Origin of the sequence: Pseudomonas viciae, from assembly GCF_004786035.1 — a bacterium.
GTDB lineage: Bacteria > Pseudomonadota > Gammaproteobacteria > Pseudomonadales > Pseudomonadaceae > Aquipseudomonas > Aquipseudomonas viciae.
In genome coordinates this window covers 6,305,513-6,320,339 of the sequence record NZ_CP035088.1, presented here as the reverse complement: position 1 = coordinate 6,320,339, position 14,827 = coordinate 6,305,513, and the positions used below count along the sequence as shown (strand labels likewise).

The 14,827-nt window shown below is 60.9% G+C and carries 15 protein-coding genes; 5 read left to right on the top strand and 10 right to left on the bottom strand.

Going from position 1 to position 14,827, the window contains the following annotated elements; all coding sequences use genetic code 11:
* Nucleotides 1-71: 71 nt before the first annotated feature.
* From EPZ47_RS28225 to EPZ47_RS28210, 4 genes are all read right to left on the bottom strand, one after another.
* Complete coding sequence (locus EPZ47_RS28225) at nt 72-1,277, bottom strand: MFS transporter (RefSeq protein ID WP_135847648.1); 1,206 nt, start codon at nt 1,275-1,277, stop codon at nt 72-74.
* Nucleotides 1,270-2,223: a diiron oxygenase gene (locus tag EPZ47_RS28220; protein WP_135847647.1), complete on the bottom strand. Its 954-nt coding sequence runs from the start codon at nt 2,221-2,223 to the stop codon at nt 1,270-1,272. Before EPZ47_RS28220 ends, EPZ47_RS28225 begins: the two co-directional genes overlap by 8 nt.
* The gene (locus EPZ47_RS28215; RefSeq protein ID WP_135847646.1) at nt 2,220-3,305 is read right to left on the bottom strand and encodes a SagB/ThcOx family dehydrogenase; all 1,086 of its coding nucleotides are present in this window, start codon (nt 3,303-3,305) and stop codon (nt 2,220-2,222) included. Before EPZ47_RS28215 ends, EPZ47_RS28220 begins: the two co-directional genes overlap by 4 nt.
* A gap of 429 nt (nt 3,306-3,734) precedes the next feature.
* Complete coding sequence (locus EPZ47_RS28210; protein ID WP_003206543.1) at nt 3,735-4,931, bottom strand: class I SAM-dependent rRNA methyltransferase; 1,197 nt, start codon at nt 4,929-4,931, stop codon at nt 3,735-3,737.
* Between the two features lie 191 nt (nt 4,932-5,122).
* Between EPZ47_RS28210 and EPZ47_RS28205 the strand changes: the two genes are divergently transcribed.
* Genes EPZ47_RS28205 through EPZ47_RS28195 form a run of 3 tightly spaced genes read left to right on the top strand, consistent with a single transcriptional unit; the run spans nt 5,123 to nt 7,158 of the window.
* Nucleotides 5,123-5,938, top strand: a complete 816-nt coding sequence (locus EPZ47_RS28205) for an HDOD domain-containing protein (RefSeq protein ID WP_178084343.1) — start codon at nt 5,123-5,125, stop codon at nt 5,936-5,938.
* 29 nt (nt 5,939-5,967) lie between these two features.
* Nucleotides 5,968-6,780 carry a bifunctional DNA-formamidopyrimidine glycosylase/DNA-(apurinic or apyrimidinic site) lyase gene (mutM, locus tag EPZ47_RS28200; RefSeq protein WP_135847644.1) on the top strand — a complete coding sequence of 271 codons (813 nt, stop codon included), beginning with the start codon at nt 5,968-5,970 and terminating at the stop codon, nt 6,778-6,780.
* A 57-nt stretch (nt 6,781-6,837) separates the two neighbouring features.
* Complete coding sequence (locus EPZ47_RS28195; RefSeq protein WP_135847643.1) at nt 6,838-7,158, top strand: multidrug transporter; 321 nt, start codon at nt 6,838-6,840, stop codon at nt 7,156-7,158.
* A gap of 161 nt (nt 7,159-7,319) precedes the next feature.
* Here EPZ47_RS28195 and EPZ47_RS28190 read toward each other — a convergent pair whose 3' ends face one another.
* From EPZ47_RS28190 to EPZ47_RS28170, 5 genes are all read right to left on the bottom strand, one after another.
* Nucleotides 7,320-7,571 (bottom strand): YfhL family 4Fe-4S dicluster ferredoxin, encoded by a 252-nt coding sequence (locus tag EPZ47_RS28190; protein ID WP_003206534.1) that lies wholly within the window; start codon nt 7,569-7,571, stop codon nt 7,320-7,322.
* A gap of 136 nt (nt 7,572-7,707) precedes the next feature.
* Nucleotides 7,708-8,187, bottom strand: coding sequence for a pantetheine-phosphate adenylyltransferase (gene coaD, locus EPZ47_RS28185; protein ID WP_003177462.1), 480 nt, complete (start codon nt 8,185-8,187; stop codon nt 7,708-7,710).
* A 115-nt stretch (nt 8,188-8,302) separates the two neighbouring features.
* Nucleotides 8,303-9,898, bottom strand: coding sequence for a GMC family oxidoreductase (locus EPZ47_RS28180; RefSeq protein ID WP_135847642.1), 1,596 nt, complete (start codon nt 9,896-9,898; stop codon nt 8,303-8,305).
* Nucleotides 9,899-10,047: 149 nt separating this feature from the next.
* A complete protein-coding gene (locus EPZ47_RS28175; protein ID WP_135847641.1) occupies nt 10,048-10,593 on the bottom strand; it encodes a twin-arginine translocation pathway signal protein in 546 nt (181 codons plus the stop codon).
* Between the two features lie 27 nt (nt 10,594-10,620).
* Nucleotides 10,621-12,051, bottom strand: a complete 1,431-nt coding sequence (locus tag EPZ47_RS28170; protein WP_135847640.1) for a coniferyl aldehyde dehydrogenase — start codon at nt 12,049-12,051, stop codon at nt 10,621-10,623.
* Nucleotides 12,052-12,199: 148 nt separating this feature from the next.
* Between EPZ47_RS28170 and EPZ47_RS28165 the strand changes: the two genes are divergently transcribed.
* Nucleotides 12,200-12,871, top strand: a complete 672-nt coding sequence (locus EPZ47_RS28165) for a TetR/AcrR family transcriptional regulator (RefSeq protein ID WP_135847639.1) — start codon at nt 12,200-12,202, stop codon at nt 12,869-12,871.
* Nucleotides 12,872-12,905: 34 nt separating this feature from the next.
* Nucleotides 12,906-13,760, top strand: a complete 855-nt coding sequence (locus EPZ47_RS28160) for a sulfurtransferase (protein WP_135847638.1) — start codon at nt 12,906-12,908, stop codon at nt 13,758-13,760.
* Between the two features lie 62 nt (nt 13,761-13,822).
* Here the strand turns inward: EPZ47_RS28160 and EPZ47_RS28155 are convergent, their stop codons facing one another.
* Complete coding sequence (locus EPZ47_RS28155; protein ID WP_135847637.1) at nt 13,823-14,821, bottom strand: hydrolase; 999 nt, start codon at nt 14,819-14,821, stop codon at nt 13,823-13,825.
* Between the last annotated feature and the right edge of the window lie 6 nt (nt 14,822-14,827).

Here is a 14,827-nt window from a genome sequence, read left to right as displayed (position 1 = left end):
GCGCCAGGATGAAATGACGCAAAGCGCTGATCGGGCGCCAATGTCGCGCTTGGGATGACGACTGGCAGCGTTCAGCCGGGCAACAGGCCCCTGTGACGATGTCGCGCCAGGGTATTGAGCCCCAGCCCCAAGAGGCTGAGCATTATCAGGGAGAGGGCCAGGGTGATTTGCAGGTCAAGCGGCGTGAGGCTGATCGCGGCGCTGGTCAGCCCACCGATGATGAAGATCAGCACGCTGCCGGCCGAGGCGGACGTACCGGCTTGCTCGGGGAATATATTCATGGCCCGGGTGTGGGCTGCCGCCCGGGCAATGGTCGTTCCGGCGGTGCATACGATCATGGGCAGCAACAAGGTGGTGACCGACAGGCCGAGATGGCTGCTGAGCCCAAGCATCAAGGCCCCCGCGGCCAGGATCAGGCACAGGCCTGTGATGATTTGCGTCTGTGGGTCGATTCGAGTGCTCAGTACGGTCGCGACCGCTCCCCCGCCGATATAGGCCAATCCGTAGCCCAGCAGCGCCCACGAAAAGGCCTCGGGTGAGAGTTGCAGCTGGTCGATGAGTACCAGTGGTGAAATGACGATAAACGAGAAATGGCAGGAGAAGGCCAGCGCCGATGTCAACCAATAGGCCATGAAGCTGAAGTCACCGCAGACCTTTCGATAAGCCGCAATGAACGCCAGACGCTTGGGTTGGTGACCTGCCGGAGAAGAGGGGAGTAAACGACTCGCGCGGATAAACACACCGACGGCCAGGGCAATGAACACCAGGAAGCTGCCGCGCCAGCCCATCCAGCTTTGCAGGCCGGTACCGGCCAGGGGCGACACGGAAATGAAAATACCGCCGCAGGTGACCAGGAAGATCCGCAGTCGCTGCTGTTCGCGGCCGGTGAACAGGTCCTGGATCAACGCCTGGGACAGCACGAAACAACCGCACCCCAAGGCCTGGACGACACGAAAGAAAACAAAGGCCCCGTAGCCGTTGGCGAGCACGCAACCAGTTGCGCCGAGGGCTGAAACGGTGATCCCGATCAACAGCAGGTTTTTTCGCCCCATGGCGTCGGAGAGCGGGCCGATCAGCAACTGCGAAAGGGCGATACCCACAGCGAACAGGCTGACAGACAGGGCGATATCGGACGATGGGTGCTGAAAGTGCTCGGACAGTGCAGGGAACGAGGGCAGCACCACATCGATCGGGAACACGCCGAGCAAGGTCAGGGCCAGCAGCAAACCGACCGCGGCGGGTTTGCGTGCCTCCGGCAGGTCTTTGGTGTCAGTCATCGATGAACCCCGCTTGAGAGAAAAGCCGTCGATTGTGTTCGCTGTCGAAGAAGCTCGCCTTGCGCATGGCTGCGAATGTCGATGCCGCCCCCGAGCGAATCCGTCGGGCATGAGCATCGGGTTGCCGGAGTCCGGCAATGATCCGCTGGGATGACTGCTCGTCGAAGCCGACGCTGGCGAGGCTGCGCATCAGCCAGGGCACGTCTGGTTCGAAATAAAGGCCGATGATTTCCAGCAGCATCCTTGCGGCCAGGTCGCGTTGGGTCGATGCCATGGCGGCCCATAGATACTGGAACACCTCGCTGAAGTAGCGACTGTGGCGTGCTTCGTCCTCAAGATGATTGCTCAGCATCCTGTACACCGTGGAAACCAGGCTTTCGCGGGTGATGGCCAGCAGTTCCTTGGCGATGATCGTTTCGGAGACGAACCCCAATAGGAACCACGCCAGGCTGCGATCAGCGGGGCTCGCGGCCTCGATCACACCCAACAGCCGGTCGATGCGCCTGGGGAACGGGCGGTCGCGGATGTCATACAGAGCGGCGATCTGCTCGGCCACTTCATTGGAGAACAGCGCGTGATAACCCTCGTCGGTATACAGCTGCAGGGCGGCGGTTTTCATTTGCCTGGGGATTGTCACGGCCAGGTCGCCGTGAACGATGATTTCCACGGCGCGATTGACGACCTGATGTTCGAGCACAGTGGTGTAGTCGAGGAAGTACACCAGGTGATTCGCCGCCAGGCGCTGGGCAATGGAGCGTCCCGCCCTGCCGATCAAGGGGTGCTCGATATAGGGAATGAAGGCCGGCGGAAACCAGTCTCGACTTGTCAGTTGCTGCTCCAGGTCGTCGGGCAGGCGATAGTCGTTTTTGCGCACGCGCACCGTGGCCTTGTTATCCCAGTCACCCAAGGTGTAACGAGGCGTTTGCAGAAACGTTGAGCCGCTCATGTCCCAGAATCCTGGCGATTGACCAACGCCATCAGCTCGTTGCAGTGCACCTGTCCGTCGCCATGGCCGCAGCCGACAAAAAACAGCGGTTGCTCGGGGGTATCCTCGAGACCAAGTAGACATTCCACTTGACGGTCGGCCAGCGCCCCGGTCAGCCAGGTATTGAGGCCCAGCGCGGTTGCAACCATCAGGAAGGCCTGGGAGACATGGCCTGTTTCGACAAAAGCCATCCGGTAGGCGCGGGAGTGTTCGTACTTCCACCAGAGTTTGTCGAAGCGCGAGGTGATGAACAGCCCGAAGGGCAGCGGATTGATGAAGTGCTGGCCGCACAACAATTGACCCAGGGGGGTATCCGGCAGCGGCCGGACCAGGCTCAAGGCATGTTCATCCGGGTGATAGGCGTAGACCCCCGCTTCCAGGCCAGTGACATTGCGTACGTACAGATAGCCTTCGCAGGCATTCAGACCGCCGCCCGAGGGGCTGCTGCGGCGCGCGCTCAGTGCATCGCGATGGTTGGTGGGCATATGAACGCACGAGCGTTCGTCCAGGTATCCCAGGGTCAGGTACAGGAGGGTGCTGACCTGTCCGATTGAAATGGCGTGTTCGCTGAAGGCGCGGGAAGTGCTCCGACTGACAAGCGTCTGCGCCAGCGAAACGTCCTGCAGGTCGACCAACGAACAGGGTGCGAGGGCAATCCGCTCGACGGGGTACGTTTTTAGCCTGGCGGGAGGCGTTGGTGACGAAAGTACATCGTTGCAGTGCTGTAGATACAGGGGGGCCCATTCATTCACATCTTGTGGAACGCGTTCGCAAGGAATGTTTTTTGTGCCGATGTGAAATATTCTCGACAGCTCATCCCATTTCCACTCAATAGGTTCTTTGGGGGCTACTACCAGTATATCGGCGTTTACAAAGTCGATATCAATCGGGTTGTCGGTGTCGAATTGTGACGGGTCACTTATAAGTTGCGCCAGTCGGCTTGAGTAATTAAGTTCGAGCTCGAATTGAGTATGGTGTTCATAGTTCCATACAACTTGGTGCGGCGGGCGCGCAAGTATGAAAAGGTTCGGGTTTATATACATGAAGATTGATTCCGCAGGGGCACGCGTCTGGATGGGGCCGAAGTGCCGGCACTTCCCCGACCCCGTCTGTTACTTACTGAGCGGCTTTTGGCGTAATCAGACCTGCCAGGTTGGCGATTTTGTTAACTTCCAGACGGATTGCTTTCATGGTGCGGCTCCTTTGTTTGAACAAGTGTTGTGTCTGCTGATAGTTGTCACTGCCTTGTGACAGCTCAATCATAGTTTGTAGTGGGTGCTTGGCAAGTGAGTGTTGAGTAGGAAAGCTCCAGTAATAATGTGGGAGAGTTCATACAAAATTAACCAATGTCGGTATTAACTTCGGCGCTCGGTAACTTTTCATACGCGCAAAAAAAATCGCAGCCTAGGCTGCGAGTCAAATCGGGTATCAATATGCGGGGCACAGAGCGGCAACTCCGGCCCCGCCAGGGCTCAGCTGTTGGGCAACAACCGGCAGGTAATGCTCTTGATGTAGCGGGTTTCGGCAATGGCCGGGTGCACCGGATGGTCCGGCCCCTGACCGCCGCGTTCGAGCAACTGAATGTTGCGGTCCAGATGGCGGGCGCTGGTCAGCAGGATGTTCTGCAGGTCGTCTTCGGGCAGGTGCATCGAGCACGACGCGCTGACCAGGATGCCGTCCTTGCTGAGCAGGCGCATGGCTTGCTCGTTGAGGCGGCGATAGGCGCCTTCGCCGTTCTTCAGGTCTTTCTTGCGTTTGATGAAGGCCGGCGGGTCGGCAACGATCACGTCGAAACGTTCTTCGCTGGCCTTGAGCTCCTTCAGGGCTTCGAACACGTCGCCTTCGATGCAGGTCAGTTTTTCGGCAAAGCCGTTCAACGCGGCATTGCGCTCGACGCCGTCGAGCGCGAAGGCCGAAGCGTCGACGCAGAACACTTCACTGGCACCGAACGCCGCCGCTTGCACGCCCCAGCCGCCAATGTAGCTGAACAGGTCCAGCACCCGCTTGCCCTTGGCGTACGGCGCCAGGCGTGCGCGGTTCATGCGGTGGTCGTAGAACCAGCCGGTTTTCTGACCTTCCATGACCGGTGCTTCGAACTTCACGCCGTTTTCTTCCAGGGCGACCCATTCCGGTACCAGGCCGAACACGGTCTCGACATAGCGGTTCAGGCCTTCGGCGTCGCGGGCGGCGGAGTCGTTCTTGAACAGGATGCCGCTGGGCTTGAGCACCTGGGTGAGGGCGGCGATCACGTCGTCTTTATGGGCTTCCATGGTGGCAGAAGCGATCTGCACCACCAGGATGTCGCCGAAACGGTCGACCACCAGGCCTGGCAACAGGTCGGAATCCCCATAGACCAAGCGATAGAACGGCTTGTCGAACAGCCGCTCGCGCAGGGACAACGCCACGTTGAGGCGATGCACTAGCAGGGATTTGTCCAGCGGCAGCTTCACGTCACGGGACAGCAGCCGGGCGCAGATCAGGTTGTTGGGGCTCATCGCAACGATGCCCAACGGCTTGCCGCCGGCGGCTTCGAGGATCGCCTGGTCGCCGGCCTTGAAACCGTGCAGTGGGGTGGCCGCCACATCGATTTCGTTACTGTAGACCCACAGGTGGCCGGCGCGCAGGCGACGGTCGGCGTTGGCTTTGAGGCGCAGGCTAGGCAGGGACATGACGTCGCTCCGGAAAAAAGAGCGGGAGTATACCGTGTTGCAGGGGTTGGCGGGCTTGAAGGACGATAGGTGGCCCGGCGGTATATCGGATCCATCTTTAAGGGTTAGAATCCTCGCCTGACCCGGAGTGTGTACTCATGTCCAAAGAGCTTTCCGCCGAACAGATCCAACAGTCCCTGCAAGGGATCAGTGTGCCGCCCCAGCCGCAGATCATGGTGGATCTGCAGATGGAGCAGTACATGCCCGACCCGGACCTGGAGACCATCGCCAAGCTGATCTCCCACGATCCCGGCCTTTCCGGTGCCTTGCTCAAGATCGTCAACTCGCCGTATTACGGCCTGCGCAACAAGATCACCTCGATCCAGCGCGCAGTGAACCTGCTGGGCAGTCGCTCGATCATCAACCTGATCAACGCGCAGTCGATCAAGGGCGAGCTGCACGATGACGCCATCGTCACCCTGAACCGCTTCTGGGACACCGCCCAGGACGTGGCGATGACCTGCCTGACCCTGGCCAAGCGCGTCGGCCTGGAGAATGGCGACGAAGCTTATGCGTTGGGGTTGTTCCATGATTGCGGCGTGCCGTTGATGCTCAAGCAGTTTCCCACCTACATGGGAGTGTTGGAGGAGGCCTACGCCAATGCCAGCGCCGAATGCCGGGTGGTGGACACCGAAAACCGCGTGTTCAACACCAACCATGCGGTGGTCGGTTATTACACCTCCAAATCCTGGCGTCTGCCGGATCACGTCAGCCAGGCCATCGCCAACCACCATAACGCCCTGGCGGTTTTCAGCGACGAGTCCTCGCGCAACAACAGTCAGCTGAAAAACCTGCTGGCGATCCTGAAAATGTCCGAGAACATCTGTGCCTCCCACCGGGTGCTCGGTAATCAGGCCGAAGATCACGAGTGGGACAGCGTCGGGGCCCTGGTGCTCGATTACATCGGTTTGTCGGAATACGACTTCCAGACCCAGAAACAGGAAATTCGCGACCTCGCCACTCGTTGAGTACCGGGTTCGCCTGACTCGAGAATCCCATGCCAGAACTGCCGGAAGTCGAAACCACCCGCCGCGGAATCGCGCCACATCTTGAAGGACAGCGGGTCAGCCGTGTCGTGGTGCGCGATCGCCGCCTGCGCTGGCCGATTCCGGAAGACCTCGATGTGCGGCTCTCGGGCCAGCGCATCGTGCAGGTGGAGCGACGGGCCAAATACCTGCTGATCAACGCCGAAGTCGGCACCTTGATCAGCCATTTGGGTATGTCCGGCAACTTGCGACTGGTGGAAGTCGGCATGCCTGCCGCCAAGCACGAGCATGTGGACATCGAGCTGGAATCCGGCCTGGCCTTGCGCTACACCGACCCCCGGCGCTTTGGCGCGATGCTCTGGAGCCTCGACCCGCTCAACCATGAATTGCTGATTCGTCTCGGGCCTGAGCCGCTGACCGATCTGTTTGACGGCGAGCGCCTGTTCCAGCTTTCCCGCGGGCGCTCCATGGCGGTCAAGCCATTCATCATGGACAACGCGGTGGTGGTAGGCGTGGGCAATATCTATGCGACCGAAGCATTGTTTGCCGCCGGTATCGACCCGCGACGTGAAGCCGGGGGCATTTCCCGGGCCCGTTACCTGAAGCTGGCGATCGAGATCAAACGCATCCTCACCCATGCTATCGAGCGCGGCGGTACGACGCTGCGGGATTTCATCGGCGGCGATGGTCAGCCCGGTTATTTCCAGCAGGAACTGTTCGTATATGGCCGCGGCGGCGAACTGTGCAAGGTCTGTGGCACGGGGCTGCGGGAAGTTCGCCTGGGTCAGCGCGCCAGTGTCTGGTGTCCGCGCTGCCAGAGCTGATCTGTCCTACGGTCTATAGTCAGTAGTCATACTGCTGCTAAGCCGAAGGATCGCCCCATGAATCTGTTTCGACCTGTCGTCCTTGCGCTGCTGCTGAGTGTTGGTTTGCCTGTCCTGGCGAACAACGGTAGCGGCGACCCGCGCTACACCATCCAGAATCCACCCGCCTTCGCCATGATCGGCGACCTGCTGATCGCCCGTCCGCTGCTGCTCGCCGCCACTGTGATCGGTGCCGGGGCTTTTGTGGTGTCCCTGCCTTTTACCGCGCTGGGCGGTGGGGTTGGCGATGCGGGGAAAGCGTTGGTGGTGGACCCGGCGAAGGCCACGTTTGTGCGGTGCCTGGGGTGTGTTGGGGAGGGGTTTGAGGGGCAGGAGTGAGGTTTTGGCAGTTGGATCTTGGGTGCTGCTGATGGCCCCTTCGCGAGCAAGCCCGCTCCCACAAGGGATTTGCTTAAGACACAAATACTGTGGACATAGCCGATCGTGGGAGCGGGCTTGCTCGCGAAGAGGTCCGCACAAGCGCTACAGAGTCTTCTGGCTCAAGCCTTGCCAGTAATCTTGCGATATTTCGCCATCAACTGTTCTTCAGTTTCCGGATGGGCTTCATCCAGGGGGATGCAATCTACCGGGCAAACCTGCTGGCACTGGGGTTCGTCGTAGTGGCCGACGCACTGGGTGCACAGGTTCGGGTCGATGACGTAGATCTCTTCGCCTTGGGAAATGGCTTCGTTCGGGCACTCGGGCTCGCAGACGTCGCAATTGATGCAGTCGTCGGTGATGATCAGGGACATGCAGGCTCCTGCCGGGGCGTTGGGCCCGGGCATCTGAAAACGTATGTGCGCAATTGTGCCGCATTGGCGAGCGCAGTGCACGCGGGCGCGATGGACTGCGCTATGCCGGGCTACGAATCGGATCGCAGCCAGCGGGTTATTTCTTGAAGCGCAGGGTCAGCGCATCGGCCACGGCCGGATGGACGAACTTGGTGATGTCACCGCCCAGGGCCGCGATTTCCCGCACCAGGGTCGAAGAAATGAAGGAGTAGCGCTCCGACGGTGTCAGGAACAGGCTTTCGACGTCCGGAGCCAACTGGCGGTTCATGTTGGCCAGTTGGAACTCGTACTCGAAGTCCGAAACCGCACGCAGGCCGCGCAGGAACACATTGGCGTTCTTCTCTTTGGCAAAGTGCGCCAGCAGCGTCGAGAAGCCGACCACCTCCACGTTGGGCAGGTGTTTGGTGACCTCGCGAGCCAATTCCACACGTTGCTCCAGCGGGAACAGTGGGTTTTTCTTCGGGCTGGCGGCGACGGCGATGATCACGTGGTCGAACAGGCGCGCGGCGCGTTCGACCAGATCGCCATGGCCCTTGGTAATAGGGTCGAAGGTACCTGGGTACAACACTCGGTTCATCGCGTCGTCCTGGCGGGTGTCCGTTGGGGAGTCGGATGGTATCGCAGCCTTCTCGGTCGGCCAAGTCGGCTGTTGGATAAGAAAGCACTATAGACGCTGCGAATAATCTGCATATTCATGATTTTTTCAGACGTTCGGCCAGGGAAGTCGCCAGTTGCGCGGTCAGGCCATACACCGACAATTGTGGATTGGCACCGATGCTGGTGGGGAACAGCGAGCCGTCATGGATCGAAAGATTGCTCAGTTGGTGATGACGACCAAGGCTGTCGGTAACGGCGCTTTTCGGATCTTCACCCATTGCGCAGCCACCCATCACGTGGGCGCTGCCCAGGCGTGTGCGATACAAGGCAAGGTCCAGGCCGTCGATCAGCGTGCGGGCTTGGGCCAGGGTTTTCACATAGCGCGCATCGCTGTGCATGGGCATGACCGCTTTGGCGCCGCCGGCGAACTGAATCTCGGCCATGCTGTGGAAGGCCCGGCGCAAGCCGTCCCAGGCATACGGTGAAACGTGATAGTCGAGCACGGGTGTGCCGTCGTCGCGCAACTCGACGCTGCCGCCGGGGCTGTCCGGATGAAACCCATCGCGCAGCAACGCCAGCATGGCGTGGGTGTGAGGCAGGTGCTCCATGTGCAGGGCGTTCTCGCTGCCAAAGCCGCCAAGCAACGTGGCGGCGAGGGCCGGGTGCAACGGCGGGACTTCAAGCTTGTAGGCCATTTTGCCCGCGGCACCGTCCTGCCATTGGAAATGATCCGAATAAATCGATTGTGGCGCGCCGTAGAACGGGTTGATGACCTCGTCGAATTGCCCGGCGGACATGTTCACCAGATGCAGGAAGGTGCGCTTGCCCAGGCGTTCGTGCGGGTCTGGCGCAGCGGAGCGCAGCAGCAGGGCGGGGCTGTTGATGCCGCCACCGGCCAGTACGTAATGCAGAGCCTTGACGGTGATGCGCCGCCCGGTCGGTGCCACGCAACGCTCGTCCATGGCCAGGCATTCCAGGCTGGTAATCCCATCGTTTTTGATCGTCAGACGCTCGGCTCGCGCCAGGTAAAGCAGTACGCCACCCTTGTCCAGCGTGGCCGGGATGGTGGTGACCAGCATCGACTGCTTGGCGTTGGTCGGGCAGCCCATGCCGCAATAGCCCAGGTTCCAGCAGCCGCGTACGTTGCGCGGGATAACGTGCCAGCTGTAGCCCAATTGTTCGCAACCTTTACGAATCACGTCGTTGTTGGCATTGGGTGGAATCAGCCATGGCGCCACACCCAGGCGTTGCTCCATCTGTTCGAACCAGGGCGCCATGTCAGCGGCGCTGTGGCCCTTGACGTTGTGCTCGGCGGCCCAGTGGTCAAGGGTTTGAGTGGGGGTGCGAAAGCTGGAAGTCCAGTTGATCAGCGTGGTGCCGCCGACTGCCCGGCCCTGGAGAATGGTAATGGCGCCGTCCTTGCTCATGCGCCCGAGGCCTTCCTGATACAGGCTGGTGTAGGCCTGGTCTTCAAGCATCTTGAAGTCGTTGCTGGTCTTGAGCGGGCCTTCCTCGATCAGCAGCACGCGGTACCCGGCAGCGCTGAGGATTTCGGCCGTGGTGCCGCCGCCAGCGCCGCTGCCGATGATTGCCACGTCCGCTTCCAGGGTCAGGTCCTGGGTCAACTGCGCGCCGTTGTGGGTGGTCCAGCCACGGGCCAGGCCTTCGCGGAAGAGATCGGGTACGGGCATGTTGGGGGTCTCTTATTGTTATGAGTATGTGATGTGGCGCCCTGTGGGAGCGGGCTTGCTCGCGAATACGGTTACACATTCAACACTTATGCAAGCTGACCCACCGCTTTCGCGAGCAAGCCCGCTCCCACAGGCATTGGATTTGGCTTTCAGACTGTTGGCGGTCCCGGATACCCGCAATGCGCCCAGGCCTCGGCCCGGCTGTACCACGCCATCATCACCATCTGCAGTAACGAGCTATGGCCTTGTCGCAGAAGGTCCAGTGAGCTGTTTTCCCACCGGTCGAGAAACCGGCGGATGTCGTCGGCGCTGGCGTTTTCCCACGCGCCCCAGACCCCGGTCAGTGGCCCACGGGTAATGCCCAGCGTGAGGACGTCGAACAGTTGGCGCGTGAGCTTGAGCATGGCCGGGGACAGGTGAGCCAGACCGGTGTCCAGGCTGCGCAGGGTGACGTCAGTGGCGGCGGGAATCTGTTCGACGGCCACGGCGCCGTCCAGCATCACGGGAATGACCGCGCGCAAAAACGCCAAGTCGTTGTCACGCAGGGCCGCCAGGCCGCTGGCCGGATGGCTGGGTGAGCAACCGCTCAGGCTGGCTCCCAACCCGACGGTGGCCAGGAACGCGCTGGCGCCGAGGCTGAATTTCAGCAGGCCGCGCCGTGACAGGGCAGGTGTATCGGTCAGGCTTGGGTTCATTATTGTTATTACCCGGGAAGACACGCGTTAACGGACGAACAACTTCTGGATCAGTTTCTGCAGAGGTTTGCCGTAAGGTGGGTAAATCAGTTTCGCGGCGTTGAAGCGCTGTTTGGTCAGCACGCCTTTGGCCTTGCTAAAGGTCAGGAAGCCCTCGTGCCCGTGATAGTGGCCCATGCCTGAGGCACCGATGCCGCCGAACGGCATGTCGTCCTGGGCAACGTGCAACAGCGTGTCGTTCAAGCAGACACCGCCGGAGTGGGTTTCGTGGAGCACGCGATTCTGTTCGGCCTTGTTGTAGCCAAAGTAGTAGAGCGCTAGCGGGCGAGGTCGCTGGTTGATGTAGGCAAATGCCTGGTCCAGATGCTCATAAGGCACGATGGGCAGCAGCGGGCCGAAAATTTCATCCTGCATCACGGTCATGTCATCGTTGACGTTGAGTAACAGGCTATGGGGCATGCGCCGGCCCTGGCCTTGGTCGAACAACTCGATCAGCAGCGCGCCCTTGCTGGTGGCGTCGCTGATGTAGCCGTTGAGCCGTGCCAGTTGTCGTTCGTTGATGATCGCGGTGTAGTCCGGGTTGTCAGCCAAGGTCGGATAAAACCCGCGAACCGCCTGGCGATAGGCTTCTACGAATTCACCTACGCGGCTTTGCGGCACCAGCACGTAGTCCGGTGCCACGCAGGTCTGCCCGGCATTCAGGGTTTTGCCAAAGGCAATGCGCGCGGCGGCGTCCTTGAGGGGGACGTCGTCGGACACGATGGCTGGCGATTTCCCACCCAGCTCGAGGGTGACCGGGGTCAGGTTCTCGGCGGCGGCACGCATCACGTGCCTGCCGATGCTGGTGGCACCGGTGAACAACAGGTGATCGAAGGGCAACTTGGAAAATGCCATGCCGACCTCTGCCTCGCCGAGCACCACACAGACCAAGTCCTGGGGAAAGACTCGAGCCAGCAATTGTTTGAGCAGCAGCCCGGTCGCCGGGGTCGACTCGCTGAGCTTGAGCATCACCCGGTTGCCCGCCGACAACGCCCCCACCAACGGACCGACGGCCAGGAACAGCGGGTAATTCCACGGCACGATGACTCCGACCACACCCAATGGTTGATACACCACCTTGGCCGACGCCGGTTGAAAGGCCATGCCGACCTTGCGTCGGGAAGGTTTCATCCAACCCTTGAGGTGCCGGCTGGCGTAATGGATGCCGTGCAGGCTTGGCATCAGCTCGGCCAACAGCGTTTCGTCGGCGCTGCGGTGGCTGAAATCCTGGCTGATGGCATCGATCAACGCCTGTCGTTCGTTGCTCAACAGTTCCCGCAATGCCTTGAGCCATTGCCGGCGTTGGTCGGCCGGTGGCATCGGATGGGCGGCATAGGCCTGGCGCTGGGCATCGAAGAGCGACCGCAGCTCGCCCAATTGCTGTTGAGACTCGTGCAGGTAAGCAACGTCAGCAGGCATTGTCGGACACCGGATATTATTAGAGTGGGTGTTTTCTAGAGCTTATACTCTATAAAGTCAATGGCATCCGAGACGGCTTTGGGTTTTTCCTGTGACCGATAGGTCGTAAGATGCCGATCAATGCCTTCGTCGAATTAAAGCCCAAACCATGGCCCCACGAATGAAAACCAGCGAGCGCATCGTGCAAAACAGTCTGGAGCTGTTCAATCAGCAGGGCGAGCGCAGTGTCAGCACCAATCATATTGCCGCCTACATGGACATGTCCCCGGGCAACCTCTATTACCACTTCCCTAACAAGCAGGCGATCATCGCCGTGCTGTTCAGCGAATACGAAAACCTAGTGGACAGCTTCCTGCGTCCACCCCAGGGCCGGGCGTCCACGGTGGACGACAAGCGTTTCTACCTGCAGGAACTGCTGTCGGCGATGTGGCGCTACCGGTTCTTGCACCGGGACCTGGAACATCTGCTCGACAGCGACCCGGATCTTGCGGCCCGCTATCGCCGGTTTTCCCAGCGCTGCCTGATCCACGGTACCGCTATCTACGAGGGTTTCGTGGCGGCCGGTATCTTGAAGATGGATCGGGTGCAGATCGAGTCCCTGACGCTTAATGCCTGGATCATCCTCACGTCCTGGGTACGATTTCTGTGCACTACGCGCGAAAACTCCAACCATCTGAGTGAACAGGCCATCAAGCGTGGCGTCTATCAGGTGCTGGTGCTGGAAGCCGGTTTCGTGACCGATCAGGCCCGCGAAGCGGTGGATGCACTGTTCAAGGAATATTACGTCCCCCTGGCCCAGACCCTTGAGGAAGGGCAGTAGGATTGGACTCTCGACTCAGCCACAGGAGCTCAGCATGCCCATCGCGCAACTCATCAGCCCCCAAGCCCTCGAGCAGCACAGATCACAGCCCGGGTTGGTGATCCTCGATTGTCGTTTTGCCCTGGAGGACTCGGATTACGGTCAGCGCAGTTACGCCGAGGGCCATATCGCCGGTGCCTCGTTCGCGGACCTCGAGCGCGACTTGAGCGGGCCGGTGACCAAGGGCGTGACCGGTCGTCATCCGCTGCCGGAGCCCGAGGCCTTGGTCGAACGCCTGCAGGCCTGGGGCATCAGCAACGACAGCGACATCGTGCTGTATGACGACGGCCCCGGTGCCTATGCGGCTCGGGCCTGGTGGTTGCTGGCCTGGTTGGGTAAGCGCGATGGCGTGTTCATCCTCGACGGCGGCCTCAAGGCCTGGCATGCCGCCGGCCTGCCCTTGAGCCTCGATGCGCCGCAGAACCGTCGCGGGACCTTCAGCGGCGCGCCAGAAAGCGCCTTGCTGCTCAGTGCGCAAGCGCTGCAACAGCGCCTCGGCCAGCCTGACATGACCCTGCTCGATGCCCGGGCGTTGCCGCGTTTCAAGGGCGAAGTCGAACCGATTGATCCGGTGGCCGGGCATATTCCTGGCGCCCAATGCGCAGCCTTTACCGATAACCTGGGCACCGATGGGTGCTTCTTGCCGGCGGATCAACTCAAGCAGCGCTTTGCCGAAAAGCTCGGAGATCGTTCGCCGACTGAACTGGTCGCTTATTGCGGCTCCGGTGTGACGGCGTGCCATAACCTGTTCGCTTTGTGCCTGGCAGGGTATCCGTTGGGAAGGCTGTATGCCGGCTCGTGGAGTGAGTGGATCAATGATCCGCAGCGCGGGGTGGCGAAGGGCGAATAGCGCTCACGCTCTAAAACAATGTGGGAGATCGTGGTGAACATGAACCGCCACCTCGCCACGGTTCATCCCTGGCCCAAGCTGGCCAGCCACTGGGGAATCCGCCGCTCCAGGTAATACCCCGGGCACCGCAAGGTCCCGTCGACAAACCCCACATGCCCGCCCTGTGCGTGCAGTTCAAGTCGGGTCGAGGCCGACAACTCGCCGGGTTCGGGCAAACTGTGGGGAAACACGAAAGGATCGTCGGCGGCCTGGATGACCAGGGTCGGCGTGTTGATCGCGCCCATGAAATAACGACTGGAGGCGCGGCGATAATAATCCGCCGCATCCGAGAAACCGTGCAACGGCGCCGTTATCCGGCCATCGAAGTCCCAGAAGGTGCGCATGTTGTCCAGCGGCCCCAGCGCCGCCAGGGTCGCCAGCCCTTCATGGCGTCCGTCGTGCTGGAACTGGCGTTGCTTGTTGCGCACATAGGCCACCAACTGCCGCATGAAATGCGCCTGGTAGAACCTGGAAAATCCCTGTCCGATACGATCGGCGCACTGGTCGAGGCGAAACGGTACCGAGACCGCCACCGCCCCCTGTAACTGGCTGGCGCTGCCGGTTTCCCCCAGGTGCTTGAGCAGCACGTTGCCGCCCAGTGAGTAACCCACCGCAAACAGCGGCGCCAAGGGACGTCGGCTCCGAAGATGGGCGATAGTGGCGGCCAGGTCTTCGCTGACGCCGGAGTGATAGCTGCGGGGCAGCAGGTTCGGCTCGCCCGAGCAGCCGCGCCAGTTCAGCGCGACGCTGGCCCACCCCTGGCGACCGAGGGCTTGTTGCAGGCCGGCGACATAAGGCGAGTTGGAAGAACCGGTCAGCCCGTGAAGCACCAGCACCAGAGGCGCATTGGCGCTGTGGGGGCCATGCCAGTCGAGGTCGAGGAAATCGCCGTCGTCCAGCCAGAGGCGTTCGCGTTCGCGATCGATGTGGGTGGTCTTGCGCCACAGAGGGCCCCACAAGGTTTGCAAGTGCGGGTTGCCAAGCCCCAAGGCGGGGACGAAACGTTCAGATGCAGCGGACACTTTTAT

Coding starts and splice junctions, on each gene's coding strand:
- mutM (WP_135847644.1), top strand. CDS start 5,968: ATGCCAGAACTGCCGGAAGTCGAAACCACCCGCCGCGGAATCGCGCCA.
- EPZ47_RS28210 (WP_003206543.1), bottom strand. CDS start 4,931: ATGTCCCTGCCTAGCCTGCGCCTCAAAGCCAACGCCGACCGTCGCCTG.
- EPZ47_RS28190 (WP_003206534.1), bottom strand. CDS start 7,571: ATGTCCCTGATCATCACCGACGACTGCATCAATTGCGACGTCTGCGAG.
- coaD (WP_003177462.1), bottom strand. CDS start 8,187: ATGAACCGAGTGTTGTACCCAGGTACCTTCGACCCTATTACCAAGGGC.
- EPZ47_RS28175 (WP_135847641.1), bottom strand. CDS start 10,593: ATGAACCCAAGCCTGACCGATACACCTGCCCTGTCACGGCGCGGCCTG.
- EPZ47_RS28215 (WP_135847646.1), bottom strand. CDS start 3,305: ATGTATATAAACCCGAACCTTTTCATACTTGCGCGCCCGCCGCACCAA.
- EPZ47_RS28170 (WP_135847640.1), bottom strand. CDS start 12,051: ATGCCTGCTGACGTTGCTTACCTGCACGAGTCTCAACAGCAATTGGGC.
- EPZ47_RS28225 (WP_135847648.1), bottom strand. CDS start 1,277: ATGACTGACACCAAAGACCTGCCGGAGGCACGCAAACCCGCCGCGGTC.
- EPZ47_RS28165 (WP_135847639.1), top strand. CDS start 12,200: ATGGCCCCACGAATGAAAACCAGCGAGCGCATCGTGCAAAACAGTCTG.
- EPZ47_RS28180 (WP_135847642.1), bottom strand. CDS start 9,898: ATGCCCGTACCCGATCTCTTCCGCGAAGGCCTGGCCCGTGGCTGGACC.
- EPZ47_RS28195 (WP_135847643.1), top strand. CDS start 6,838: ATGAATCTGTTTCGACCTGTCGTCCTTGCGCTGCTGCTGAGTGTTGGT.
- EPZ47_RS28160 (WP_135847638.1), top strand. CDS start 12,906: ATGCCCATCGCGCAACTCATCAGCCCCCAAGCCCTCGAGCAGCACAGA.
- EPZ47_RS28220 (WP_135847647.1), bottom strand. CDS start 2,223: ATGAGCGGCTCAACGTTTCTGCAAACGCCTCGTTACACCTTGGGTGAC.